Raw genomic sequence first — 26,511 nt, 5'->3', positions numbered from 1 at the left:
TTCTCCTAGACAGGGATGCTCAGCCGCAACGCCAGTGCCACTAGCGTTACCAGCAAGATAGGAAGAGTGAGGATGCTGCCGACTTTGAAGTAGTAGCCCCAGGTGATGCGGATGTTTTTCTGTGCCAGAACATGCAGCCACAGCAACGTGGCCAGGCTTCCGATGGGCGTGATCTTTGGGCCGAGATCGCAACCGATGACATTGGCGTAGATCATGGCCTCACGCACCAGTCCCGTAGCGTCGCTGCCCTGAATGGACAGAGCGCCGATAAGCACACTCGGCATGTTGTTCATCATCGAGGACAACAGCGCAGCGGTGATACCGGTGCCCAAGGTAGCGGCCCATAGGCCATGCTCAGCAAATATGTTCAACAGCGCCGAGAGCGAGTCGGTTAGCCCGGCATTACGCAGGCCATAGACCACCAGATACATGCCCAGCGAAAACACGACAATTTGCCAAGGCGCGTGCTTGATGACCTTTCGCGTGGAGATGATGTGGCCTTTTCCAGCAATGATCAGCAGGATCACCGCACACGCAGCAGCAACGGCGCTGATGGGGATGCCCAGCGGCTCCAGTGCGAACAGGCCAAGCAGCAGCAGGCCAAGTACCCACCAGCCAGCAATGAATGTCGCCCGGTCACGAATTACTGCATCTGGGGCTTCAAGCTGATTAGCGTCGTACTGGGTTGGAATGTCCTTGCGATAGAACATCCAGAGCATGAACAGCGTCGCGGCCACCGCCACCAGGTTCACTGGCCACATCACCGAGGCGTACTCACCAAAACCCACGCTGAAAAAGTCAGCCGAAACGATGTTGACCAGATTCGACACGACCATGGGCAGACTGGCGGTATCCGCGATGAAGCCTGCGGCCATCACGAATGCCAGAGTGGATGCCGGACTGAAACGAAGCGCCGTCAGCATCGCGATGACGATTGGGGTCAGAATCAGTGCGGCTCCATCATTGGCGAACAGTGCCGAGACGGCTGCACCGAGCAGGATCATCAGCGCAAACAGGCGTCCACCTTTGCCCTGACCCCAGCGAGCCACATGCAGCGCCGCCCATTTAAAGAATCCCGCTTCATCAAGCAGCAAACTGATAATGATCACTGCAATGAAGGTCGCGGTAGCGTTCCAGACGATGTGCCACACAACCGGCACATCCCCCAGACTCACGACGCCAGTCAGCAATGCCAGGACGGCACCCACTGCCGCGCTCCAGCCGACACCTAACCCCCTGGGTTGCCAGATAACAAAGACAAGCGTAACTACGAAAATTGACGCAGCGATGAGCATGGGTATGTTCCGAATCAGAAGGTCAGCAGCAGGAGGCTTGGCGCACGGGTCTGTCTTCCATCGAAGCCAGCCTTCCTTGACTGTCGTTAACCCAGGACTGGTGCGCCTGCGTAGTGACGTTCAGAACATCCAGTGCCCACTGTTCAAGCTCGGGATGCAGCCGGTAGTAAACCCACTGACCCTGCCTCCGATCTGCGAGTAACCCGCAAGCCCGCAGTTGGGCAAGATGCCTGGAGACCTTCGACTGGCTATCGTCCAGTGCCCAGATCAACTCGCACACGCACAACTCACCCTCAGCCGAAAGCATGAGCATGATCCGAGCGCGAGTTTCGTCCCCCAGGCACTTGAAGAAGGTGTGTGGTGCCAGGCTCATAAGCGACCGCCCAATACATGTGGATAACCGAATATACAGATGTAACCACATTCAAACCGCATGCACAAACACCAAGCGAATGTATTTAACGACCTCCGCTACCTCCAGCGCACTCTCCTTGGGAGGGGGCCGCTGCGTTCGTATAGCTCACACACTATGAGCATCGCTGTCCCACGCTGGCAGGCTGATCTTAAAGGCCGTATAACCTCCCCCGGAGACACATTTAACGGTGCCGCCATGAACGTCAACCAGTGATTTGACGATTGCCAAACCTAACCCCGCGTTTGTGGTGCTGCCCTCTCTGCGAGCAGGATCGACTCTGTAAAAACGATCAAACAGCCGGGGTAAATGTTGTGCTGCTATCTCCTCTCCAGGGTTTTGCACTGACAAGCTGATCATGTCGCCATCAGGTTCGATTCTGATGGAGATCACGGAGCCTGGTGGTGTGTACCGGAGCGCATTGGACAGCAGATTAGAGATCATCCGATCCAACATAGTGTCGTCGCCGTACACTGCGCCATGCCCGGAAAGCTGTAGCGTCACCCCAGTGTCGTCTGCCAGCAACTGGTAATACTCGAAGAGCTTTTCGACGACCGAACGCAACTCGATTTTTTCTTTGGTTGGTAGAATCAGACCGTTATCCGATTTGGCCAAAAAAAGCATGCCATCAATAATGCTTGAGAGGCGGTTCAGATCCTCAAGGTTGGAATAGAGATTCTCTTCATAGATTTCGGGCGCACGTTTCTTTGCGAGGATGACTTCTGTATGTGTCCGCAGATTGCTGATAGGAGTGCGCAGCTCGTGCGCGATATCAGCCGAAAAGTTGGACAGCCGAACAAAAGACTCATCAAGGCGAGCAAGCATGGCGTTGAACGAGGAGACTAGGCTTTCAAGCTCACGAGGCACCGAGTCCATCGGGATACGCTCTTTGAGCGATCCCGCTGACATCGAGGCTGCGACCCGCGTCACCTGTGCGACCGGCTTCAACCCACTACGCGCCACCAACCACCCTAAAGCTGCGCTGACCAAGACACTAATCGTCAGTCCGATCACCAGCCACCACCGCAAGGTTTCAACGAAATGCAGATGGCTAGTGATATCTAGACTCAACCACGCGTTCAGCGGCCCGGCTTCGTTTACTAATCGAACCTGGGCCTGCATGCCACGGTACATATGGCCGCCAACAGTCCACTCCCACATGTCTTCTCCAGGATCGCCCGAGTGGGAAGGAGGATGCTCAACTGCATTCTGTGTGGCGAAGATCGTCCTCCCTTCCTTGGTGGTAATCGAGGCGGAGAGTTCCTGATGTGCACCAAGCAAAGCCTGTAGTTGCAGCACGACTTCTGATGAGTCTGCGGAGCCAGCTTCGCCTTCCATGATTTGGCGGATGGATTCGAGCTTTTCCGTCATGGCTTGACGGTCAAGAACCTTGAAGTGATGTTGGCTAAACGCATCGAAAGTAAAGCCCGCCACTACCAGCACGGCGACCACGGCACAGACAAACATCATGCTCAAACGGAGGGTAAGGGAAGCGCGCTTCATTCTGTTTCGGGAGCGTCTAGCATGTAGCCCATTCCCCTCATGGTCTGGATCAGCTTGGTGTCAAAATCATCATCGACTTTGGCTCGGAGGCGGCGAATAGCGACTTCGATTACGTTGGTATCGCTGTCGAAATTCATATCCCAGACCTGCGATGCGATCAGGGATTTTGGCAAGACTTCCCCCCGACGGCGCATCAGCAATTCAAGTAGCGAAAACTCCTTAGCCGTGAGGTCTATCCGGCGACCAGAGCGCATGGCGCGGCGCTTCAGAAGATCGACTTCCAGATCCCCGATCTTGATTGATGTCTGGTTGGGCGCGGCGGAACCACGGCGAAGCAAGCTTCTTACGCGAGCAAGCAACTCGGAAAAGGCGAATGGCTTAACCAGATAATCGTCAGCTCCTAGCTCTAACCCCTTGACCCGATCATCAACTCCGTCTCTGGCCGTCAGAAACAGCACAGGAACTGCGCGCCCAGCTGCGCGAACGCTTCGGACGACATCCCAGCCGTCGATGCCCGGCATCATCACGTCCAGAATTAGGAGATCGTAGGTCTCACTCAGTGCTTGATGCAGTGCTTCCGTACCGGTCACAACCCGATCAACACTGAACCCGGCCTCTACTAGACCTTGCTGTAGATACATGCCTGTTTTGGGTTCGTCTTCTGCTACCAAGAGTTTCATGCTTGGGCTCCGGTTGTGCGGCGTTCAATTGTGCTACCAAATTGGCCGCTATGCGCAAGCTGACGCAAATGTAATCGGCAATCTGATTCTTTGCGCTTAACCTACGTTGTAACCGGTAAGTAAGCGCCACTCGCGGCCTAGGCCAAGGGCGCCTAAGCAACCGCAGACTAACCTTGATGAGGTGCATGGAATGTTCAAACGAAAGCTATCGCTGGCTGTGGCGTTGATGATTTGTGGTGCCGCCCAGGCGGCAGCGCCGCTCACAATAGATGTACACCGCGACGCGAACTGCGGCTGCTGCAAGGAGTGGGTCAAACACCTTGAGTCGAGTGGATTCAAAGTGGTCGACCATGTAGAAAGCAATATGAGCGCTATCAAGCAGAAACTGGGTGTTCCACAGGAACTCGCCTCATGCCATACCGCTGTGATTGGCGGCAAATTCGTAGAAGGTCATGTACCAGCCGACGAAATCAAGAAGCTGAGCGGCCGCTCCGATCTCGTAGGGATTGCAGTGCCAGGCATGCCAGCAGGTTCTCCAGGCATGGAATACGGTCAAAATTATCAGCCGTATAAAGTCATGGGAGTCACCAAGGCAGGTGCGCAAGAAGTGGTGGCTACCTACCCACTCAGCCAATAGTGTTGGCTGGATCTGGGCCCCTCTTGGAGCCGCCCAGATCTGGCATCGAGCTTACCCTTGAGCCATGTCGATTGATGGGCTTAAAGTCCCCAGCCAAGCCACCAGGACGACGATGACCACGGCACAGGTGGATTCGAGCACCACGCTTTTTCTCAAAGCAGTCACTGCCAGAGAGTAATCACCGGCCTGCGCAGACCGCTCAAGGGCAGGACTCAGGTAGAAACGATTCAGGGTAGCAAGTCCGATCATGCCGGCGAACAGCACGATTTTCACGAGTAGAAGAACGCCATAGGCGCCTGATATGACATTGGCCACTGTCGGCCCAACGATGAAGAGGTAATTGGCGACACCGGTCACTATGACCGTACCAACGATCAGAGCACCGGCTGTTTCGAATCCGCTGAGTGCTCGTGAAAGTACTCGGACAAGTAGCTCAGGATCAGACCCTTTTATCCTCAACATCAAACCAAACGCCGCGAGGGCACCGATCCACCCGCCAGCGGCAAGTAAATGCAGGATATCAGCGGCAAAGTGCCAGAACCGCTTAGCACCTTCATCCATGGCTCCATGACCTGTCCACGCGAGCGTCGCTAGGGCGATGCTGCCCGCCAAGGTAGCAACCCATAGACTCTCTGTTGGCCATCGCTTGCTTTGGCTTGCGACAACAATGACCACCGCTAGCGAGATCATGCGCGTCACCCAGCTATAGCCGATCTCAGTCTCGTACAGCATCATTTCTATGTGAGGCCGCAGCTCGACCCAATCGGAGGCGCCGCTCATATTGCTTGTCATAACCACGAAAGCTGCTATGGACAACAGCATGCCTATAGCAGCGGTGCCGGGCAGTATCCATCCAAAATGAAGTACCGCTCCGGATACGCGCTCTTTACCTCGAAAGCTGTACAGCCCAAACACCGCTAGGCCGAACAAGAGCATCAAATCCAGATAAAGCGCTATGCGCAGCACCACATTCAGGGGGTCGCTCATGCTTACTTCACTTTGAACGTAACGTTGCCGATAATCGGGTGGGTATCAGAGGAGACCGCCCGCCACTCCACTTTGTAGGTGCCAGCAGTGAGAGGTGCTGCCGGAGTCAAGATCATGGTTTTAGGATCGCTACTTCCAGCCACGCTGGCCTTCATGGGCATAGGGGAATGTGCCATGCCAGGCATTTCCGTCATGACCAACTTGGCCCCGGAAAACTGGGTAACCAGGTTTTCGGAAAAATGCAGTTCTATCTTCGCAGGAGCTGGGCCGCTCTCCCCTTCAGCCGGAGTCGAAGACAGCAGCTTCGGGTGAGCCTGGGCAACTGCGCTGAGCAGAAGGCTGGAAGAAAGAGCAACGGCCACAACACAGGATTTAAATACAGACATGCAAGGCTCCTCACAGCGCAAAGCTGTTGTTATGAGGTTAGATAATTATTTGGTGCTTCTAACTTTGATTTAGAACCACACTCGGACGCCAAGCACGAGGCGTGCTTCGTTACTGTCTTCGCCTTCGTCGCGGGCGTAATCAGCGGTCTTTCCATAAGCCCGATTCCAGGTCACACCTACGTAAGGTGCGAATTCTGGCCTGATTTCGTACCGAAGACGCAAACCGACCTCACTCTCTGACAGCCCTGAACCAATGCCCCGCTGGGGATCGTTTTTACCGTAGAAATTGAATTCCGCCGTCGGTTGCAAAATGAGCTTGTTGGTCAGGAGGATGTCGTAATCACCTTCCAGCCGAGCTGCGGTCTGGCCACCTTCAGCCAGATAAGCAGTGGCCTGAGCTTCGAAATTGTAGAGAGCCAAGCCCTGGATACCGAAAGCCGCCCACGTTTGAGGGTCGCCTGGTTTGAAGTCTTGACGAACCCCGCCGACCAGATCCCACCAAGGGCTGATGGAATGGCCCCAAAGAGCTTGAACCTCAGCTTCTTCGGTCTTTCCGTTGGTGCGCTCGCCTTCGGAGCGCAGCCATAGACGATCAACATCTCCACCTATCCAACCTTGGGCTTCCCAGTTAAGCGCGCTCCCATCGTCAGCATCCTGCCATTCCAGCTTCTCAAATATAAAAAAAGAGTTGAGGGCAGTGTCGTGGACTTCGTGACCACCAGGAGCGTTATAGACTGCGGCTCTATCCGCATCGGTTAGAGCCGCTATCGGTGTCCGGCTTTGGGTCTGGGTCTGCTGCTTGGGAGGCTGCATACCCTGCATCTGGCTATGATCCATACCCTGCATTTTGCTGTGATCCATGCCCTGCATCTGGCTGTGATCCATACCCTGCATCTGCCCGTCTTTCGTGCCCTGGCCCGGTTCAGCGGCTACAGGCAAGATAAAAGCAGCGGTTAAAGCAACCGTGAATACAGCTGAGTGCATGCGAGTCTCGCAAAAGAAATTGCTCATAGTCGGCTCCTTATTCCTCTACACGCACTTCACGGAACATGCCCATTTCCATGTGGTACAGGAGATGGCAGTGGTAGGCCCAGCGTCCTAGCGCATCGGCGGTCACTCGGTAGCTGCGCTTTGATCCTGGCGGCATATCGATGGTGTGTTTGCGGACGAGGAATTGCCCGTTTTCATCTTCAAGGTCACTCCACATGCCATGCAAGTGGATGGGATGCGTCATCATCGTGTCGTTCACGAGAACGATGCGGACTCGCTCGCCATATTTCAGTTTTAAAGGCTCGGCGTCCGAAAACTTCACGCCGTTGAAAGACCAGGAAAACTTCTCCATATGACCGGTCAAGTGCAATTCGATGGTGCGACTTGGCTCACGGCCATCTGGATCTTCAAACGTGCTTTTTAGATCAGAGTACGTCAGTACCTTTCGGCCATTCTCGCGAAGGCCCATACCGGGATCATCAAGCTTTGGCGACGTCGACATGGCCTGCATATCGACGAGAGGGTTGTTGGACTCTGAGGCCGGGTGCTGCTGCATTTCTTCCATGCCACCCATAGACATCTTGCTGTGATCCATTGCAGCCATGCTGTCCATGCCAGAAATGTCTCGCGTAGCGCCATGATTCATACCCTTCATGTCGCCGCCGTCCATTCCCGACATACCCTGCATTGAGTTGTCTTGCGCACCGGCCATCTTGCTGTGATCCATTCCAGCCATATCGCCCATACCAGACATTGAGCCATGATCCATCCCGGCCATACCCATGTCGGCCATGGTGACGAGAGGACGAGGGTCAAGCTCAGGTACTGGGGCAGCGAGACCAGGCCGGACGGCCAAGGTGCCTCTGGCGTACCCCGTTCGATCCATCGACTGCGCAAACAGTGTGTAGGCGTCCTGAGTTGGTTCGACGATCACGTCGAAGGTCTCAGCTGTGGCGATCCTGAATTCATCCACGGTCACAGGCTTCACATACAGGCCATCGGCGGCTACAACGGTCATCTTCAAGCCCGGAATACGGACATCAAAGTAGGACATGGCCGAACCATTGATGAACCTCAACCTAAGCTTTTCGCCAGGTTTGAAAGTGCCTGTCCAGTTCGAGTCCGGGGCGTGGCCGTTCATTAAATAGGTGTATGTCGCGCCACTGACGTCTGCAATGTCAGTAGGATTCATCTTCATCTCGGCCCACATCTTGCGATCAGCGACAGTCGCTGACCAACCGCTATCCGCTACGTCCTTAATGAAGTCACCGACTGTTCGCTTGTGGTTGTTGTAGTAGTCCGCCTGCTTCTTGAGCGTCTTCATTAGCGCAGTCGGATCTTCATCCGTCCAGTCAGTGAGCATCACCACGTGGTCACGGTCATACTCAAAAGGCTCTGGCTCTTTTGCTTCAATTACCAGCGGGCCGTATACACCTACCTGCTCTTGGAAGCCGGAGTGACTGTGATACCAGTACGTTCCGTTCTGCTTGACCTTGAATTGGTAAACGTACGTTCCATCAGGCGCGATCCCACCGAAGCTAAGGCCCGGCACACCGTCCATATTCGCGGGAAGAATAATCCCGTGCCAATGGATGGAGGTCATGTCTGTGAGGCGGTTCTTGACCCGTAAGGTGACGGTGTCCCCTTCACGCCAGCGCAGCAGAGGCCCTGGGATACCACCATTTATGGTCAAGGCAGTCCGGGGGCTTCCGGTGATATTTACCGGCGTTTCTCCAATGAAAAGGTCGAACTCTGTGCCCGACAGGACATTTGTCTCGCCAAAGCTGGTGGCCGCCCAAAGAGGCGTACGCCAGAGCCCTAAGCCACCGAGAATCGCGCCAGCGGTCAGCCCTTTTACGAAGGTGCGCCGAGAAGTTTTGGATTGCATACCGATTCATGTCCTGTCAGTCAGGTGCACGCACAGCACTGTATTCCCGAGGGTTCGCCCTTTTGGATAGCGAGTGCGTTTGATACATCGAAGATGCCATAAGCCAAAAAATGGCGTGATTACATTTCCGTAAGCTGGTCGACTTAGCAGTGATGCTTCTGCTTTTCAGCCGCAGGCTTTTCTTGCGCAACATCTTCTTGCGCTTCAGAGACTGGTTTGCGGTTCTCCAGTGCAGCCACACGAGCTTTTTCCATGCGCTCATAGGTGCGATCACCGCCGCCTTCGGCAAAGGCCAGTGACGACATAGCCAAACTGATTGCAATAACCACAACGTTGATAGCTTTCATGATACATCTCCTCAAAGGAACTGACTCTCGATGAATCTGGAGCGTTTGAGCGTCGGCTCGATGAGGATGATGAGGGGAGGCACCTGTCAGTATGCTTAGGCAGCGATTACACTTTTGACAGGAACCCCATAAGAGGCGGGGATATTTTTTTAGCGCTGCCAGCAAGTAACATCGGGGGAACAACTCTCACCAGCCGCTATGTGAGTGGATGTTTTGCCATGGGAATGATGCCCCCGAGTGAGGCTTTTCCGTCAGTACGCTAAGCGTAGCGTAAGCGTTCAGCAAACTCACATTGAATTGGATGTGATTTCGAGCCTTTCAGCTCCATTCACTTCAAAATCTTCCACAGCCCGTAAGAAAACTTCGAGAGAGCGAGAAATAAATTTTTCGCGGTGATGCACGATGTGGAGCTGTCGCTTATGAGGCGGCAGGTCATGATTCAACAACCTCAGCTTACCTTCCGCGATTGCATCGCTCACTACCCAGTAAGACAAACAGCTTATTCCGATTCCAGAAACGACCATTCGCTTAATGGCTTCGGAGCTACCGATCCGGCGAGCGTCGCTCCAGTCGCCAAGGTAGGGAAGTAGCCATTGAAGCACCTCATCAGCAGTTCCTGAGCCGTCCTCGCGAATCAGCCAGGTAGCGGCATTGAGGTCGTCTGAAGTCAGCTTTTCCTGAGCGGCAAGGGGATGATTTGAGGCTGCGATGATCACCAGTTCGTCCTCAAACCATGGACGAATCGTCAGCTCGGGTTGGCGGCACGGCCCCTCAATCAGGCCGATATCAATCGAAAGCTGTGCGGCTTGCTTGGCGATATCTGCACTGTTGCCCATGATGACATCGACTTGAATGCCCGGCGCTCGCGCAGCCAAACGTTCGATCAGCAGGGGCATGATGTAATTGCCAATTGTAGTGCTGCAACCGATCCTCATCCGAGCCGTCGTGTCCGTTTGAAAACCTTCTTCAATTTGAGCCGCCGCTTCAAGCAGCCGGATGGCCTGAGGTAGAAGCGTTTGCCCATTGTCATTCAGCACGAGGCGTCTGCCGACCCGATCAAATAACTGGATGCCCAGTGCGCCTTCCAATTCCTGGAGGGCTGCGCTCGTAGCTGACTGGGACAAAGCCAGTGCAAGACTCGCCCGGGTCGTCGAGCCGAGTTGAGCGATGCTTCGAAAAATGTCGAGCTGGCGGAGAGTCAGCTTCACGAGCTTACCTATTAAGTGGGTATGGCATAGAGAAATTACCCGTTTTTCTAGATAAATTCACCCCGCTATTCTGTAGGCACTGCTCCGATGAAGCACGCCGTGGAGGCACCATGCGAGACATCAGCTTGTCAAAAGTAATGCAAGGAGGGCAGCCGCTGTCGGCGCTCTCAAATCCAAGGGAAGCGATCCGGCAGTTCACCCCGAACTGGTTCGCCGCCACGATGGGTACGGGCATCCTGGCCCTGGCGTTAGGACAGCTTCCAGGAAATATCGCGCTGCTGTCATACGCGGGAAAAGCACTTTGGCTGTTCAACATTGTGCTTTTCAGTGCTTTTACGCTTATGTACGCGGCACGTTGGGTTTTCTTTTTCAACGAAGCCAAGCAAATCTTCGGTCATTCAACCGTCTCTATGTTTTTCGGCACGATCCCGATGGGGCTGGCAACCATCATCAACGGCTTGATGCAGTATGGCGTACCGACCTGGGGTGATGCCCTAATACCATTAGCCCATGGCCTGTGGTGGCTAGATGTCGCCATGGCACTGGCATGCGGTGTTCTCATTCCATTCATGATGTTCACGCGGCAAGAGCACAGCATCGACCAGATGACTGCTGTGTGGTTACTTCCCGTTGTCGCTGCGGAAGTCGCTGCCGCCAGTGGTGGGGTGATCGCTCCACATTTAGCCGACGCGAGCGCGCAGTTCAATATGCTGATTACCAGCTACGTGCTGTGGGCCTATTCCGTCCCTGTAGCCTTGAGCATTCTGGTGATCCTGGTGCTACGCCTGGCGCTTCATAAATTGCCTCACGAGAACATGGCTGCATCATCGTGGTTATCGCTGGGGCCTATTGGAACAGGAGCGCTAGGCATGCTGGTCATCGGCGGCGACGCCCCTGCCATCTTTGCCGCTCACGGCATGGCTAATGCTGGAGCCGTGGCAGCAGGGATTGGCCTGATCGCTGGCATTTTGTTCTGGGGCCTTGGCTTGTGGTGGATGCTTTTGGCACTGCTTATCACTGCTCGATATGCGAAAGGTGGTATTCCATTCAACCTGGGCTGGTGGGGCTTCACATTTCCTTTAGGCGTCTACGCCGTGACCACCCTGAAGTTGGGCGTGATCTTGGACTTGGCATTTTTTAACGTTCTGGGTGTGATTTTGGTGCTGATGTTGACGGTAATGTGGTTGGTGGTGGCGGCGAAGACCACCATAGGTGCTTACCGAGGGAATCTGTTCGTATCCCCCTGCATTGCTTCTCTCAAGGCAAAGCAGGCCCAGCGTTAATTCAAATCATGTAGCCGCCTCGATGCCCGCGACAGCGTCGCAACGATAGCCTTGGCTGCGTTGGGATTTGTAGACACTGAAAGCGGGCTCGGGTGTGGCATTTCGAACAGGCCCAGGTGACCGCCTGTTACCTCATGAATCGGGTTCTGACTTGCTCATTTTGGTTCGTCCTCCTCGACTTTTTTCGGGGCGCTCACGGCGTTGCGCTGAGAGTGAAATTTATTGATGTCCGAAAGACGGATATCAGTCGGTAGGGCATGGCGGTGTTTGCTGTGGCCCACGCGTTGGGCGTGATAGATCCCGGTATGGCCGGACACCAGATAACTGGCGATGCAGGCAATCGCGGCAAGTGGGGCAATCTCTGGGCCGAAGAGCTCCATGGCCATGACGATGGTCGCCAGTGGTGTGTTGGCGGCGCCGGCGAAGACTGCGACGAAGCCGATACCGGCGAGCATCGAGAATGGGAGGTGTAGCAGCGGCGCAAGCGCGTTGCCCAGCGTCGCGCCGATGTAGAACAGCGGCGTGACCTCGCCACCTTTGAAGCCTGTGCCGAGTGATGCGACGGTAAACGCGAGTTTGCCGAACCAGTCCCATGGCGCAACGGGGGCTGCAAAGGACTGGACGATGCTCGGAATGCCTAGGCCGACGTACTGATAGGCATCCAATGCCCACACCGCCGTGGCCACCACTATCCCGCCGAGAACAGGGCGCAAAGGCGAATAGGGAATCAGCTTTTTTATCCACGCCCCGAGGGTATGGGTGGCTGTGGCGAACAGCAGCCCCGCGAGTCCGAACACGATGCCTGCGACAACCATTGCCACCACTGTCCAGAACTGCACGGGCGCGATCTCGCCGATGACGTAGTGGGTGTGCACGACGCCCCAGAGCAGCCCGACTTGATCGGCGACGATAGCGGCGACCATGCATGGGAACAACGCGTCGTAGCGCATGCGGCCAATGGCGAGCACTTCAAGGCCGAACAATGCTCCCGCCAGCGGGGTGCCGAAGACCGAAGCGAAGCCTGCGCTGATGCCTGCCATGAGCATGATTCGGCGATCTTCGGGGCGCAGTCGGAACAGGTGGGTTATCTGATCGGCCAGAGCACCGCCCATTTGCACGGCGGTGCCTTCGCGTCCGACCGATGCGCCAAATAGATGCGAAATTAGCGTACCCGCAAGCACCAGAGGCACCATGCGCAGCGGCACGGTTTGCTTCGGGTCGTGAATCTCGTCGATCAGCAGGTTGTTGCCCGCGTCTACCGGCTTGCCAACCAGGTGGTAAACCAGCCCTACAGCAAAGCCTGCCAGCGGCAGCAGCCAGATCGCCCAGCGGTGGGTCTCGCGCCATTGAGTGGCGTGATCGAGGGAGAACAGAAATAGCGCGGATGCCGATCCCGCCAAAAGTGCCACGGCGCTGGCAAGTACCAGCCATTTCCCGATGTAGGGAAGCAGGACGAGTTGTTCAGGTTTTCGGAGTTTTGACATGGGGTCGGCCACACAAGGAAAGTGAGCCTGACCAAAAAGGGATATTTCGCGCGAACGCCTACAGCCCTGTGTTGATCAGGTGTCTGTAGGCATCATCAGCTGCTACGGGCGCAGCGGTTGGTAAGTGGAGGAATGCCATCTCCAGGGCCCGAATATAGCGATCTCTCCCGGAGATGTAAACTTGATCATCAGATAGAAGGACGAATAGCTTTCCTAAAAGCTTGTCATGAGTAACAGGAGCATCGAGTCGCATCTCACTCGTAAATTCAAGTGTCTGCTTCAGCCGATTTCTACTGGTCAAGGCGAGTCCCTTGCCCTGGTTAAGTCCATGCAATGTAAGCGGCCAGCAAACAAACCTTGCACAGATCAGGCAGGCATCCACTGATGCGGCAGCAGCTGCTCGATCTCGCTGGCCCGCTGCGTCGGCAACCGCGTCAGCACATCCTTGAGATAAGCATACGGATCATGCCCATTGATGCGCGCCGACTGGATCAGGCTCATGATCGCCGCCGCCCGCTTGCCGCTGCGCAGCGACCCTGCAAATAACCAGTTCGAGCGCCCAAGCGCCCAAGGCCGGATCAAGTTCTCGATCTGGTTGTTGTCGATGGGCACAGCACCATCTGCCAGGTAGCGCGAGCGCTACCCAGCGTTTGAGGCTGTAATCCAGGGCCTTGGCCGTGGCTGAGCCGTCGGGCACAAGTTCACGTTGGGCCAGCATCCACTCATGCAGTTTTCCAGCGATGGGCACCGCTGTTTCCTGGCGTAATCGCCAACGGTCTTCGTCGCTCATTTCCTTGGCGTGTCGCTCGACTTCGTAAAGCCCGCCAATCGAGTGAAGCGCCTGCTCTGCCAATTGGCTTTTGTTGGCTACATGCAAGTCAAAGAACTTACGGCGTGCATGGGCCATGCAGCCGATTTCGGTGATGCCCAGCTCGAAGCTAGCCTTGTAGCCTGCGAAGTCGTCACAGACCAGCTTGCCGTTCCAGGTGCCCAGGAAGTTGCGTGCGTGTTCACCGGCACGGCTGGGGCTGAAGTCGTAGACCACGGCCTTGAGGGCCGAGAATGGCGTAGTGCTGTAGGCCCAGACATAAGCGCGGTGGGTTTTCTTCTCGCCGGGCGCCAGCATTTGTACCGGCTTTTCATCGGCGTGAACCACGCGCTGGGCCAGCACCACTTCGCGCAATGCATCGACCAGCGGCTGAAGCTGTACGCCGGTTTGGCCCACCCACTGCGCCAGGGTCGAACGTGGTATAGCCAGGCCGGCACGGCCGAAGATCTTTTCCTGTCGATACAGCGGCAGGTGGTCGGCGAACTTGGCTACCATCACGTGCGCCAGCAGGCCGGCAGTGGGAATACCCTTGTCGATCACCTGTGGGGGTACCGGGGCCTGGATCAGTGTTTCGCACTGCCGGCAGGCCCATTTCCCACGCACATGCTGTTCGACGGTGAACACGCCCGGTGTGTAGTCCAGCTTTTCGCTGACGTCTTCACCGATGCGCTGAAGCTGGCAGCCGCATGCGCACTGGGTGTTGTCCGGCTCGTGATGGACTACAGTGCGGGGGAACTGCGGTGGCAACGGCGCACGCTTGGGTTGCTGGCGTGGCTCTTCCTGCGCAGGTGCGGGATGAAGGGCTTTTAACTCCGCCTCGATGGCTTCTAGGTCGGTATTGAGCAGGTCATCGAGCAGGCTGCCCTGCGCCGGGCTGATCTGCTCGCTGCGCTTGGCGAACTTGTGCCGTTTAAGGATGGCGATCTCGTGAGTGAGCTGCTCAATGATCGTTTCATCGCGATGGATCTTTCGGCCCATAGTATCGACCTTGGACATCAATTGCGCAGCCAGTGCGCGCAGTTGTTCGGGGGTCATTTGGTCGAGATCGGGCAAGGAAGTCATGGGCTGGATTTTACCAAAGCAGCCCGACTGCTTCAGCTAAAAGGCAGCATTTAAAGCAATGTAATTGCGCCGCCCGCACCGACTCTTTGCCAGGGTAATCCCAGTACCAGCGCCTGGAGTTGTTCGGGGTCGAGTTCGACTTCCGCCCCGCGACGGATGACCGGCCAATGAAATTTTCCTTGATTCAAACGCCGTGCCGCCAGCCAGATACCGACGCCGTCGTGCACCAGGACTTTCATGCGGTTGGCCCGGCGGTTTGCAAAAAGGTAAGCGCAGTGCGGCTTCGCCGCACCGAATACCGCGACCACTCGGGCCAGCGCAGTCTCAGTGCCGGCGCGCATGTCCATAGGCTCGGTGGCGAGCCAGATGGCATCGACGCGAATCATTGGGCCAGGCCACGAATCAAACAGGCGCAGCCGTCCGGATCCGAGGCTGGCCATTTTACGGTGATGGATTTATCACCCAGAGGCAGCGAGATGATCACCATCTCTTCTGTTGCTCGCCTTGGTACCGTTTTTACCGGAACGAAAGCCGGCAAGGTTACAGGCGATTGATCCCGGTAAGCCGGTAGCCACTTGCGGATCACGTTAGCATTGATGCCGTGATGGATGGCTACGCTGGAAATTGTCGCTCCGGGTTGCAAGCATTCCTGGACGACCTGGGCTTTGAATGGTTTGGGGTAAGAGCTTCGTTGGCGCATGGAAATCCTGGCGATAAGGGTGATCGCGTCCGCTTAAAATACGCGGACACCATCGCCCTTAATGCTGGATTTCGGTAGGTGACATCACCGGACGGTTACTGAGCTGTATCTAGCTCGCCCATCATTAGCTCGAACTCTTGGGCCGTAAGCTGTCTTGGCTTATTGTCGCGCGTCACCTGACCTCCGAGGATCATCCTTAAGAACTAGGATGAGCTATTGCAGATTTTTCGATCGTGGGAAAAGGATGCTCAACTTATTCCCCCTCAGCGCAGCCCCCGGAATCTGAGAAACGCGGCTATCCTCAAGCTGGGGATCAAAGGCTCTGCGCCATCGTTACTTGACCAAGTCGCAACGCAGGCGGGACATCCTCTCCCATTTACGACTGGCCACTATGTGGTTCCAAATGAGAGTTATCCTACGAGTGTCCGCAGAAGGTAAACAAACAAGAGGTCATTGAGTTTTTTGGTCACGGCTAGGCCTGCTCGCATAGGGCCCAGCCGAGGTGCACGGATATCGACTATGTCGTTTACCCCGGCTTGGCTAGGCCAATGCGGAGAACACATAGACGCTCCACTTGGGCTTCAACGACTTCGCTGAAGAGGCGAGATGACAATGTCCCAAAGCGCCTCGGCGGCGCCTTCTTGAGACAGCTTCTGGTCTTTCGGGCTGCGAAACGACGCCATCCCCATAGTCCGCCAGTAAAGGATTTGGTCGTCTGATTCGACGTGAAGGGCCTCATTGAAGGAGCCACCGCTGAACGAATCGCCTTGACTGTAATAGATGCCAGCTCCCAGCTGGCCGCCGACGAAGACAGAAGCCTTGGCTATGTCTCGTCCATCTTTGTAAATGGTCGCAGAGAAACGGTTTCCATCAATCCGGCGGAAGACGCCTTGGTATCCCTCGTTTCGAGCCTGCAGCTCCGCCAGCGAATTCTCAAAGTAGCGAGCTATATACTCGAAAGATTCAAGTTGGAACTGATCCTTATCGAGTTGGGTAAAGGACTTGGCTAACCTAAGGTTGCTGGAACGCGGCCCCGGGCTGGGACTAAGGGCTGCTGCAACTGGCATCGCATAATCGGGGCGTACGCTTCTCAGAGGCGCCACAGGTTTATCGGTTCGCCATTGTTCAGCTGCCTTGCGAACTTCCTTCGCTACCTGCAGGAATGCCTCATCCCGATCAGCCCAGAGGGTTACTGGCTTTCCGTCCGAGGGGGTGCCGAGCAGCTTACCGAATGGAGCATAGTGCCAATCGCAGGCCCGCAGGATTACGGGAATGACAATCGCCTGCTTCGCGTCATGCCGTTCCATGGCACGAGTCATTTCGACGTTGTAGCAGTAGTCGGATGCAATGAAATCGGGGCTAACCAACAGCAGAATAATCTCGTCGGTATTGATGTGCTCATCAATGGCAGCATCAATCTCTTGGCCAGCATTGATTCGCCGATCATGCCAGGTCTCGATAACACCCTGACGCTTCAGCATGGACAGCTGTTTTTCGAGCTGGTCTCGCAACCCCTCGTCTGCATGGCAGTAGGAGAAAAATACGTTCGGCAAGGTAATGACTCCATGCAGGTTGGGCGACTCGATCTTACGACCTAAATGCAATCCAATTCAAACCGATCACCTCGATGCTGGCGTGGAACCAAAAAAGCTGTCTGATCGTCGATGATTTCCCCGATGTGGAGAAGGCTTCTTGCGTAGGTGTCCTGATCGAAAGCTCCAGCGCCCCCGATGCACGGCGCCTGAGCATGCGAGGCAGCCTCCCTTTGCCAAGCTGAAAGTCAGATACAGATCAGTTGGAAGCTAGATACCTGTCACCTTGCGCAGTCACTTCAGGGATCGGGCGGCCATCATGAAGTTAGTGCTGAGCCAGGCTGGCAATGACCCCAAAGCAGCACCGATCATATAGACGGTATTCACCGGCAAACTCTATGCACGTCGCCCAGCGCCCAGACTCGGCGCGTACAACCTAATCGTAGCCAGGCATACGTAACGAACAACGCTGCTGGCGCCCTCGATCTCAGTTGCCAGAAACCTGCAATGCTGCTCTCCATCAACTGACCGAGCTAAATTTGAGGTTATGGTCTATTACCAGTTCGGCGAACTGCAGGAGGTCATTGATCGACCCTCGACCCGTACGATCTAAGTGAAGGCCCATTATCCCGACCGACCTCGGGCCATCTTGATCACATCGTTTAGAGTCTCCAGTCATGACAACCCCACCTTTTCTCTCGTCCAGATAATGACCCGGCTCTATCCCCATGTGAGCGCAAACCGCTTGGTAGATAGCGGGATTAGGTTTCATCAGACCTAGCTCATAGCTGTATGCATAGCCATGCAGTTTTGGGAATAACCGCCTGACGACCGGCCCGTAAGGGCTGGCTAGATTTGAACAGACGCCCACTTTCAGCCCTGCATCCAGCAGGCGGGGGATGGCCTCCAAGGCGTCAGAAAAAGGTCTGATAGACGAGAGCTCCAGCTCTAATGCTTGGCTCATTTTCTCCCTTTGCAATGGCGTTAGCGCTATGCCTAGAAATGAAGCCATCTCGTCGATCGCCAGGTTTTTCGTCATGACAAGGCCAAGGCTTTCTGAACCTGAAGCGATGCCCTGCCGACGCCCCTCCCTGATGAGCTCCCTATAGGGGTTTGTTGGGTGATCGATTCGAAGAATTGTTCCGAATGCATCGAGCACCACGGCATTAATCATTCAGCTAGCCTCATGTCGGTAACCGTGGACAGAGTCATTACCCATGACCTCCCATACCTTTCAAAACAACCGCACTGCAGCGGAAAGGGTCATGGATGTTCGACGTCCACGCCCAAGCAACACGTAGATTTTGTTCTCAGTCAGGAAAAACATTCCGTCAGTAAAATCAACCAAAGGCGTCGTACGAAACCATTGCGACTTAGCCGACGTCGAGCTGTCGTACAGCGTGTCGAAGACCAGCAACATCATCGGTTTTTTTCCTTCGACGTTTAGCTCTTCAACAACGAGATCGGGGGCTTCTAGGTCGAGCCATACCCATTCGCCCGGTATACAAAAGCTACGGCCTGGGAATTTCTGGTGAGTAACTCGAATTGCCTCATCAAGCTCGATTTGACTTGCTGTCATGACTGAGCTCGGGCCGATCATTTGCCGGATATCAAAGTCCTGCATGGTTGCTCCTTCTTCATTAAATCCGTCCGAAGCGTGGTTTACCTGACCTGTCGGAAGCCGTCCCACGACAAAGATTGCTCATGTCTGGGGCCTTAGAGTCGATCACGTACCGACCGACCACGGACGCACAGCTGACTCAATGCAAATTGCTAACAGCGTCACCAGGGTTCGACCGAAAAAGCCTGGTCTGTCCCAGAAAGGGATTTTCCCCTTCATGAACCAGTAAGTAGTAACTGCCCGAAAACGTGATGGCTATCGTCCAGCCCCGCTCTTCCTGCAGTCGTATGATCTGTGACGTACGGATCATACGTCCGTCCTGAAATCTACTGCTCAGATCCATAAACACCCGACCGACCAGACACGGGAATTCAACCTCCGGCATCCACAAGAATGCACCTACTGGCGTGGTGAATTTCAAGGCAGCTGCAGCCAGAACCTGTGGCGGCCAATCTACGACGGTCGCCATTAGTCACACCCCGGGGTAACGTGCTCCGAGGCTATGACGTAATGATCTTGAGCATCGATGGTTTGAAGCAGCGCGAAGCCCCCTTTCTTCGAAATTTCCCGTACCGGGGGAGTCGCCACAGTCGCCCCATCGGGCGAGCCCGACTGATCACAATAGACGGTAGCTGCGTAACGATTGCCGACGCGTGCAGCATCCACGAGATACGCATCTACAAAGACGCCCCATTCCTGAGACTTCGCCTGAGCAACCTCGCTCGGCGGCGAATGCCCCTGCGCTCCGCTACGATGGGACTCGCAGCCTGTGAGACGAATAACGTTTGATTTCAAAGCACATGCGCTCCTCAGATTTCAATCTCAAAAAAGGGATCAAAGCCCGTTGATTCATTGGGGTAGCCACGAGGATTTGAAACAACTCGGCAACCCGCCAACTCCACGTCGACAAATTCGTGGGTGTGCCCAAAGATCCAGAGATCAGCCTCCTGAATTAACTCGGGCCAGTCGTTTGTATAGGCGGCATTGAGATTCCCCTCGTGCTTGCCTCCGACTACTGCCGAGGACGGGGAATGGTGAGTGACCACGATAGTCTTCCCCTGAAACGGCTTCGCGAGCTCCTGCGCCAACCAGGCTCTGGCCATGTGATTTCGGACGATTAGATCAGCCGGCCTCAAACGTCGATACCCTGCATCGATGCGGATATAGTTGAAGTCGTTCATACGCTCCCAAGCCATCGCTGTCGCTGCAACTTGACTGCCAGTAGAGCTGAAATCAGTCCATCCGGTCGTGCCCAAGATCCGAATGTCATTGAGGATGACGAGGTCATTTTCGAGCACATGGACGTGAGGCTCGGCAGCGTCTCTCATCTTCTGCAGCGTGCGGTCGATATGCCCGTCATAGAACTCATGGTTACCGCAGACATACGCGACTTGGCAACTGAATGTCTCATTGGCCCATTTCACACCCCTTGCCTTTTTATCGATATCACCGCCAAGGATGACCAAGTCGACAGCGGGATCAAGGGCTGGCGGATGGAAGAGATGAAATTCGTTGTGAAGGTCTGAGACGACATACAGTCGCATGCGGCTAAACTCGATTTAGGTGATTATTGATATTTCATAGCGAAACCATGCACCCGCGAAGGCTCAGCGCTTTCAGCGACCGGACGGCAGAAACCATCGACAAGGCAATAGCCGTGCCCGGAATGGGCAATATAGACCGTAGTTCCGGGCAGTGCAACATGGCTACATCCTCACTTTTGAGGAAACCCAATGTCGAATCGCGCAGGCTTGGCTGCCGCTCTCAGAGCAGTCAGGGCCATACGAGGACTCGCGCAGAGCGATCTTGGGGAAGCTGCTGATCGGAAGTTTGTCTATCGCATCGAGCAAGGCAAGTCGGACGTTACGCTCGGCAAGCTTGATGAGATCGCTCAAGCCGTCGGAATACACCCCATCACTCTCATGGTGCTCGGAGCTGTTTCGAGTTCTGATCAAGCCGCCTCCAATATCTTGCAGGTTGTGCAATCTGAGCTGGACGCTTTTGAAGTGGCGGGTGGTTTTGATGCATTGGATCGCCAGGTCAAAAACGGAGCGATGGTCAGCCGAGTTCACGAGCGCCAGAAGCGGCTTGAGGCCGTCCAGGAGTGCAAAGCTGCAGGCATGACCCAGCGTGAAGCGGCTCAGAGGCTGAAGCTCGCAAAATCGACCGTCGCAGATCTTTGGAATTTATAAATTAGTCAGGCTAGCTCGCTTGATCGGCTGATGGGCGGACAGGCCATACCATGATGGATGAGTGCATTCATCTTTTGCGCTTGATCCCATTAGAACGTAGGACGATCTGTTTGCCGTTGAAGGCTCATGGGCGAAGGCTGAATGCTCTCCTGGGTAATTCGACCAAAGTCATGACCATCTTCCCCACCTATCGAGAACCGGTTAATCTAGGCGCCATCTTTTGGCCACTATTACCTAGCCAGGACGGCAGCTGTGACATCGCGAACCGTAATAGAACTGAGGCCGACACATTTCGAAGCCTCCCCTCGTTATCTGTATTCTGAATCAGCCTCACGCGCCGTGAAGGCCTCAGCACTCGTTCAGTGCGATTTGAAGATCGTGGCCATCACCAGCGCTCCGCTGGCCGTACGCTCAGCGACTACGCGCGATTGTTTTCAAGTTTTTTATGAAATAGTCAATTCTTGTTACCAACGCCAGATCAAGCCTATATCGGATGGCACCGCCCCCAACGATATTCATCGGTGTTTTAAATGAAATTACATGAAGTAGCCACCCGAGAGCAATCAGGTAGAGACACGATTAATCGTTTTCGCGCTCAGTTCAGGGCTGCTACAATTGAAAGCCTGGCCTTACTAGAGAACAAAGACATTGAGAGAATTTACTGCGACTACCATGAAGACTATGTCGTAAAATACGTCACAGACTCAAAGGCACAGTACCGATTCGTCCAAGTCAAAACAAAATCCCAACTTAATTATCGCTACACCATACTCGAAGTATTTGGCTTAAAAAAACGACCAAAGAAAAACCCGGAGCATGCATTGCCCGACAGCTTTGCAGGAAAACTTCTGCTGCATATCGAAAACTTTGGGGATAGCTGTCACTCTATCGAGATCAAGACAAATATAAACTTCGATGATGAAGTAGAAGCCATCATCGCCGAAATCGAACAAAAAGGCACCATCGGAGACCACACATCTGCTCTCATCGCAGAGACTAAGAAGCTAATATTAAGTTTAGACGGCAAGGATCAGCAAGACGTTATTGAGTTTTTATCACATTTGAAGATAGAGCCTAGACACAGCATCCTTGACGAAGATGACGAGCTCTTTGTGTCACTAGCTTCTAGTAAGATATTCCGATACAGCGAAATAAACCTCACGCCTGACGAAGTAAAAAAGATCATCATTCAACTTTTGTCCTGCATTGAAGAAAAATCATCTGGCGTACTCAACTTCAACATTCAAGAAAAGGATTTGGACAGCTTTGCGAGCATTTGCATAGATGACGTGCTTAATACGCTTTCTATCACAAAGTCTACCTACGAGATGCTGCGAGCTGGTGGGGATGAGAAAGCACTAAAATCCGCATCTATTCTTCAAAAAATGCTTTTGAGGTCAGGGTTTTCAGCAAACACCGTCGACACATTTGCTGGATACAAATGCCAATGGGAAAGCTGGCATCGTATACATCGCCACGAGCTTCCTGACTTTCTCATGACAGTAGCCACTGAAATGATAATTGAATCTGCTCGAAAACTGGCATGGGGCACAATAAAAATGCCAGACCTTACACTTGAAGTAAGAACCCTCAATGCCGCACTCAAAGTACAGCTTTGCCGTGAGGACATCACTCTCGAACTAACCCTTGGGGCAGTGTTATCCGAGTTGGTTAGAGGAGAGGTCTCATGAGCATATTAGAAGCTATTAATATCGCCAGCGAAGAGGCAGATGGATTCATTACACACAGTGCGCCACGTTCTCGGAAAGACGCTTTACAAAATGAAAGCTTGTTTCACATGCCTTTGATTGCGCTGACGATCATGCTACTCGGCAAAGGCAGTTCGAAGCCTAGGGCCGATGAGATAGGCATGTTTGTTGGCATGTGTTTCGAGCAGAGCCTGTCGACTTTCAAGGGTTCTAGTCAAGAGTTGGGGTGGTCAGCAAACCTAAGAATCCGGACGGTGCGCGCGCTCACCTTTCTGGAGACCGCCGAGTTTGTAAAGGTTAACAAAAACACCTACAGAGTTGAGACCACCACCTCTGGACGTAAAATCCTAGACAAGCTTACAGAAGAGAACACGAAACTATGTTTATTTCTGCTGACCGCTCAGCGGGCCTATCGGAACATTTGTAAGGAAAACGCAGAAGAGGCGAAGCTTCATGAGATTTGAAACTCTTGAAATTATACCTAATGGCCCATCAGGTTGGGGTTCGGGTGAGCTAAGGTTTGGCGAAGTTATCACTCAACTTTATGCAATCAACGAAAGCGGTAAAACTCCGCTTATAATGTCGATCCTCTTTTGCTTAGGCCTCGACATAAAGTTTAGGGCGGACATTACCCAAAACTGCCGACTCGCTAGACTAACCATTAATATAGGCACAAGGCTGTTTTCATTTGAGCGCGTCATCGCCGAAAAATTCGATGTCACCATCAGAGAAAATGAGAAAACGGTTGACCGCTTTTACAATGATGAAGATCTTTCTAGTTTTATTTTTAAAGAGCTAGGTATAAAAACAGACCGCTTGATTACATCTAGCGGAACTCCCACACCCCCCTATTTCACTGGACTGATACCCCTATTCTATTTAGACCAAGACAAGGGGTACTCTGACTTTTATTCGCCACGACAAAATTTTATCAAAGACCAATATACAGAAATGGTACGTTTGATCAACAAACTGCCAGCTTTGAATATTTACGACAAAAAACGAAAATCAATTGACGTCCGCAAAGAAATTGACCACCTGCACACCAGCGTTGTCGCGAGTCGTAAACTGCTTGAGAGACTCCAGCAAGACCTACCACTTCCCAAAAGAAACATAGAAAGTGTTGAGAAGCTTATAACCGCCGCCAAAGAGCGCATGCAGAGTCTAAAACACTCCAAAAATATAAAAAGTGAGGCCATCTCCAGCTTAGATGAAATTTTTCTCGAACGTCAAAATCAACTCAGACAGCTTCTACAGCAGCAAAATCTTTTGGAATCCAAGATTTCTGGATTCAACACCATTAAGCAAGAAATTGAAAGTGAGATCGAGACACTCAGTTTAAACGAAGATGCAAGACGGACATTTGTCCTCTTCTCCGAGTTATGCAGCACCCCAAACTGCGGCATGTTCATGGCCAGTGCTGAGTCCTATGGCAAAAGCCTTCTCTATCTCAAAGACCAGATTAAAGATTTAGAAATATCTACGGCAGCGAATATGCAGCTAGCTGAAGCCGTCCATACCGCCAGGACTACTGTGGAAAAGCAGATTGAAGACTTGACTCACCAGAGAACGCTTGCTGAGCGAGAATCGGGGGTAGAGGCCTTCATCGAAGCAATCAGTCGTACCACGACTGATCTTTTCGAACTGCAACAGGAAAAAGAAAAGTACAAAAAAGTCGATGACCAGAATGCCCAGCATGCAAAACTCATCGAACGTCGTGATCGAGCCCTTACCCTCTATGAATCCTTGCAACGAACGCAAGAGCAGTCATCTGAGATTGTACGACTGCGGCTGCGCCTTTCCGAAGGCATGACGAAATGGCTCGGCATTCTGCATGCGAGAACCATACCTCAGTTGGTGACCGTTGATTCCTATCTGAAGCCAACCATGGGAGAGGAAAAGCTGGACATCTTCAAGGGCAGTTCAAAAACCAGGACTGTCCTGGCCTACCATGCTGCGCTGTTTGAAATTTGCCTCATCGACCCACTGTCACCGTTCAGAGTACTCATTCTAGACACGCCTAAACAGCAGGATATTCCAAATGAGCACCTTGACTCGTACGTCCAGGAATTGCGGACTGTCGCAGCGAGACACAATGGCCAGGTGATATTTTCGACCTCCAGTTATCGATATACGCCCAATGAGGAAACAGATGAAGAATGGTTGCCGGGCTTCGTCACTTCTGGTGAACCGATGTATTTGGGGTCACCAGAAGCACTAGAATAGGTGCCTCCGGAGTCAGTCTGATCGATCCTAAGAAATCGAATCCCGCGCACCAATCGGTGCGCGATCAAGCTCGGTTAATGGAACACTCGACCAGCTCTCACCCTCTCCGCAAAGCCATCCCCACATCCCGCGCCGTCGGTGACCTATCGCCCCCTTTTTTGGGCCGCAGTCGCCACCATCGAAACAGAATGGTAGGTAGGTGGCGCCTGAAGAGGCGGTGCATTCAGGGTGCAGGCGAATTGGCCTTTATCCGAGTCCCTTACTCACATGTGAGCCGACACCGGAGCCAGGCTGTAGCGATAGTCAATTTGAAGGAGGCCCTGGAAATAGCCTACCTCATATACACATATACACGCTAATGTTCCATTCCAAGATGTAGGTATGGCTACACACATACACAGTTTCCTAAAGTCTTGTCCTATAAGGGTTCGATTCCCTCTACCCGCTCCATCTCCCCCAGTGTTTCCGGGCCTTTCAGCCCCTCCCTCTCTCAGAATCAACCTCGCCTATTGCCCTCGCCTTCTAAAAGTCCGAGACAGGCCGCCCCCCCTCTCACGCATCGACTTCGCTACCGCTGATCCCCTGCTGAAAATCCGCAGCAAAGTTTTCACCGACGCTGCCGATACAGAGAAACCAGTCGCTCGAAATCCACAGATCGACCGACCAAATCTCAAGGCAGTGACGATCATGCAACACATTCCCCTGGCAACCTTCGAATCCATTGGCTGCGCTGAATGCCGAAACCTTGAAGCGCTGGGATTCGACTTCACCATGGCTTTTCAGCCTATTTTCAACGTCACCACGGGCGCGCCCTTCGCTTACGAGGCGCTGGTACGAGGTGTCAACGGCGAGTCCGCTGCGTTCATTCTGGGTCAGGTCAACGACGGTAACCGGTACCGGTTCGATCAGGCATGCCGGGTGCGGGCCATCGAGCTCGCTACCCAGTTGGGCCTTCCCGCGATTCCAGACTGCAAGCTGAGTATCAACTTCCTGCCCAAAGCGGTGTATCGGGCGGAAACCTGCATTCGCGCAACCCTTGAAGCGTCTCGGACGTTCGACTTCCCGGTGGATCGGCTGATGTTCGAGGTCACCGAAGGCGAGCGCGTCGAAGACCCGAATCATCTCAAGTCGATTTTTGAAGAGTACGCGCGGCAAGGTTTCACCACCGCTATAGATGACTTCGGATCAGGTTATTCCGGCCTCAACATGCTGGCGATGTTTCAGCCACAGGTGCTGAAAATCGACATGGCGCTCACCCGTGATATCGACCGGGACGGTGTACGTCAAGCGATTGTTGAAGGGATTGTGCTGGTTTCGAAGCGTCTGGGTATCACCGTGGTCGCCGAAGGCATCGAGACCTGCGAAGAGCGCGACGCCTTGCTGGGCCTGGGCGTCGAACTGATGCAGGGCTACCTGTTTGCCAAGCCCATGGTGGGGCAATTGCAGCCGATGCCGTCGCATCTGATAAGCGGCTCGGACGTTGTCGAAGTCGCTTGATTCCCAGAGCAATCGTTGACGATCCTGGGGTTAGGGGTCAGTT

25 protein-coding genes, 1 pseudogene and 1 riboswitch are annotated in these 26,511 nt (G+C 53.9%); of the genes and pseudogenes, 7 read left to right on the top strand and 19 right to left on the bottom strand.

The window, feature by feature from the left end:
* Window positions 1-5: 5 nt before the first annotated feature.
* From BBI10_RS24030 to BBI10_RS24015, 4 genes are all read right to left on the bottom strand, one after another.
* Entirely contained in the window at window positions 6-1,295 is a 1,290-nt protein-coding gene (locus BBI10_RS24030; protein ID WP_065992375.1) for an arsenic transporter, read from the bottom strand.
* A 22-nt stretch (window positions 1,296-1,317) separates the two neighbouring features.
* Window positions 1,318-1,668 carry a metalloregulator ArsR/SmtB family transcription factor gene (locus tag BBI10_RS24025; protein WP_065992371.1) on the bottom strand — a complete coding sequence of 117 codons (351 nt, stop codon included), beginning with the start codon at window positions 1,666-1,668 and terminating at the stop codon, window positions 1,318-1,320.
* 147 nt (window positions 1,669-1,815) lie between these two features.
* On the bottom strand, window positions 1,816-3,210 hold the full coding sequence (locus BBI10_RS24020; RefSeq protein WP_065992369.1) for a heavy metal sensor histidine kinase: 1,395 nt from the start codon (window positions 3,208-3,210) through the stop codon (window positions 1,816-1,818).
* Window positions 3,207-3,890, bottom strand: a complete 684-nt coding sequence (locus BBI10_RS24015) for a heavy metal response regulator transcription factor (RefSeq protein ID WP_032656501.1) — start codon at window positions 3,888-3,890, stop codon at window positions 3,207-3,209. The genes BBI10_RS24020 and BBI10_RS24015 overlap by 4 nt, the downstream gene beginning before the upstream one ends.
* A gap of 190 nt (window positions 3,891-4,080) precedes the next feature.
* Between BBI10_RS24015 and BBI10_RS24010 the strand changes: the two genes are divergently transcribed.
* Entirely contained in the window at window positions 4,081-4,527 is a 447-nt protein-coding gene (locus BBI10_RS24010) for a DUF411 domain-containing protein (protein WP_065992367.1), read from the top strand.
* 51 nt (window positions 4,528-4,578) lie between these two features.
* On the opposite strand, the gene copD is transcribed toward BBI10_RS24010, so the two are convergent.
* From copD to BBI10_RS23980, 6 genes are all read right to left on the bottom strand, one after another.
* Window positions 4,579-5,514, bottom strand: a complete 936-nt coding sequence (gene copD / locus BBI10_RS24005; protein ID WP_065992366.1) for a copper homeostasis membrane protein CopD — start codon at window positions 5,512-5,514, stop codon at window positions 4,579-4,581.
* Between the two features lie 2 nt (window positions 5,515-5,516).
* On the bottom strand, window positions 5,517-5,900 hold the full coding sequence (gene copC, locus BBI10_RS24000; protein WP_065992364.1) for a copper homeostasis periplasmic binding protein CopC: 384 nt from the start codon (window positions 5,898-5,900) through the stop codon (window positions 5,517-5,519).
* A 69-nt stretch (window positions 5,901-5,969) separates the two neighbouring features.
* Complete coding sequence (locus BBI10_RS23995; RefSeq protein ID WP_083233251.1) at window positions 5,970-6,911, bottom strand: copper resistance protein B; 942 nt, start codon at window positions 6,909-6,911, stop codon at window positions 5,970-5,972.
* Between the two features lie 10 nt (window positions 6,912-6,921).
* Window positions 6,922-8,778, bottom strand: a complete 1,857-nt coding sequence (locus BBI10_RS23990; protein ID WP_065992362.1) for a copper resistance system multicopper oxidase — start codon at window positions 8,776-8,778, stop codon at window positions 6,922-6,924.
* Between the two features lie 143 nt (window positions 8,779-8,921).
* Entirely contained in the window at window positions 8,922-9,125 is a 204-nt protein-coding gene (locus tag BBI10_RS23985; RefSeq protein ID WP_032656495.1) for a co-regulatory protein PtrA N-terminal domain-containing protein, read from the bottom strand.
* 287 nt (window positions 9,126-9,412) lie between these two features.
* Window positions 9,413-10,333, bottom strand: coding sequence for a LysR family transcriptional regulator (locus BBI10_RS23980; RefSeq protein WP_065992360.1), 921 nt, complete (start codon window positions 10,331-10,333; stop codon window positions 9,413-9,415).
* A gap of 137 nt (window positions 10,334-10,470) precedes the next feature.
* On the opposite strand from BBI10_RS23980, the gene BBI10_RS23975 reads away from it, so the two are divergent.
* Window positions 10,471-11,616, top strand: coding sequence for a TDT family transporter (locus BBI10_RS23975; RefSeq protein ID WP_372489465.1), 1,146 nt, complete (start codon window positions 10,471-10,473; stop codon window positions 11,614-11,616).
* Window positions 11,617-11,771: 155 nt separating this feature from the next.
* Here BBI10_RS23975 and BBI10_RS23970 read toward each other — a convergent pair whose 3' ends face one another.
* The 8 genes and pseudogenes from BBI10_RS23970 to BBI10_RS23930 all read right to left on the bottom strand — a co-directional run bounded on the left by BBI10_RS23970 (window position 11,772) and on the right by BBI10_RS23930 (window position 20,388).
* On the bottom strand, window positions 11,772-13,100 hold the full coding sequence (locus tag BBI10_RS23970) for a voltage-gated chloride channel family protein (protein WP_065992356.1): 1,329 nt from the start codon (window positions 13,098-13,100) through the stop codon (window positions 11,772-11,774).
* A gap of 79 nt (window positions 13,101-13,179) precedes the next feature.
* Window positions 13,180-13,252: riboswitch (Fluoride riboswitch) on the bottom strand.
* 214 nt (window positions 13,253-13,466) lie between these two features.
* Window positions 13,467-14,991: pseudogene (gene tnpC, locus BBI10_RS23965) on the bottom strand (IS66 family transposase).
* Between the two features lie 50 nt (window positions 14,992-15,041).
* The gene (gene tnpB / locus BBI10_RS28135; RefSeq protein WP_065992353.1) at window positions 15,042-15,377 is read right to left on the bottom strand and encodes an IS66 family insertion sequence element accessory protein TnpB; all 336 of its coding nucleotides are present in this window, start codon (window positions 15,375-15,377) and stop codon (window positions 15,042-15,044) included.
* Window positions 15,374-15,691, bottom strand: coding sequence for an IS66-like element accessory protein TnpA (tnpA, locus tag BBI10_RS23955; protein ID WP_065992351.1), 318 nt, complete (start codon window positions 15,689-15,691; stop codon window positions 15,374-15,376). Before tnpA ends, tnpB begins: the two co-directional genes overlap by 4 nt.
* A gap of 581 nt (window positions 15,692-16,272) precedes the next feature.
* Complete coding sequence (locus BBI10_RS23950) at window positions 16,273-17,244, bottom strand: TIR domain-containing protein (RefSeq protein WP_065992348.1); 972 nt, start codon at window positions 17,242-17,244, stop codon at window positions 16,273-16,275.
* Window positions 17,245-17,743: 499 nt separating this feature from the next.
* On the bottom strand, window positions 17,744-18,397 hold the full coding sequence (locus tag BBI10_RS23945) for an HAD family hydrolase (RefSeq protein ID WP_065992346.1): 654 nt from the start codon (window positions 18,395-18,397) through the stop codon (window positions 17,744-17,746).
* A gap of 60 nt (window positions 18,398-18,457) precedes the next feature.
* Complete coding sequence (locus tag BBI10_RS23940; RefSeq protein WP_065992345.1) at window positions 18,458-18,847, bottom strand: DUF6957 family protein; 390 nt, start codon at window positions 18,845-18,847, stop codon at window positions 18,458-18,460.
* Between the two features lie 806 nt (window positions 18,848-19,653).
* On the bottom strand, window positions 19,654-20,388 hold the full coding sequence (locus tag BBI10_RS23930; RefSeq protein WP_065992343.1) for a metallophosphoesterase: 735 nt from the start codon (window positions 20,386-20,388) through the stop codon (window positions 19,654-19,656).
* A 189-nt stretch (window positions 20,389-20,577) separates the two neighbouring features.
* Here BBI10_RS23930 and BBI10_RS23925 point away from each other — a divergent pair, with 189 nt between their 5' ends.
* The 4 genes from BBI10_RS23925 to BBI10_RS28125 all read left to right on the top strand — a co-directional run bounded on the left by BBI10_RS23925 (window position 20,578) and on the right by BBI10_RS28125 (window position 24,971).
* Window positions 20,578-21,036, top strand: coding sequence for a helix-turn-helix domain-containing protein (locus tag BBI10_RS23925; protein WP_065992342.1), 459 nt, complete (start codon window positions 20,578-20,580; stop codon window positions 21,034-21,036).
* A gap of 530 nt (window positions 21,037-21,566) precedes the next feature.
* Entirely contained in the window at window positions 21,567-22,727 is a 1,161-nt protein-coding gene (locus BBI10_RS23920; protein WP_065992341.1) for a dsDNA nuclease domain-containing protein, read from the top strand.
* Complete coding sequence (locus BBI10_RS23915; protein ID WP_065992339.1) at window positions 22,724-23,209, top strand: hypothetical protein; 486 nt, start codon at window positions 22,724-22,726, stop codon at window positions 23,207-23,209. Before BBI10_RS23920 ends, BBI10_RS23915 begins: the two co-directional genes overlap by 4 nt.
* Window positions 23,199-24,971, top strand: coding sequence for a hypothetical protein (locus tag BBI10_RS28125; RefSeq protein ID WP_226506881.1), 1,773 nt, complete (start codon window positions 23,199-23,201; stop codon window positions 24,969-24,971). The genes BBI10_RS23915 and BBI10_RS28125 overlap by 11 nt, the downstream gene beginning before the upstream one ends.
* Window positions 24,972-25,523: 552 nt before the next feature.
* Here the strand turns inward: BBI10_RS28125 and BBI10_RS27645 are convergent.
* Entirely contained in the window at window positions 25,524-25,664 is a 141-nt protein-coding gene (locus tag BBI10_RS27645; RefSeq protein ID WP_167355829.1) for a hypothetical protein, read from the bottom strand.
* Here BBI10_RS27645 and BBI10_RS23905 point away from each other — a divergent pair.
* Window positions 25,659-26,468, top strand: coding sequence for an EAL domain-containing protein (locus BBI10_RS23905; RefSeq protein ID WP_083233250.1), 810 nt, complete (start codon window positions 25,659-25,661; stop codon window positions 26,466-26,468). The genes BBI10_RS27645 and BBI10_RS23905 overlap by 6 nt on opposite strands.
* The last annotated feature ends 43 nt before the right edge of the window (window positions 26,469-26,511 follow it).

This window comes from Pseudomonas graminis (assembly GCF_001705435.1).
Taxonomy (GTDB): Bacteria; Pseudomonadota; Gammaproteobacteria; order Pseudomonadales; family Pseudomonadaceae; genus Aquipseudomonas; species Aquipseudomonas graminis_B.
Note: the sequence above shows the minus strand (reverse complement) of the source record. Positions and strands in the feature narration are given on the sequence as shown.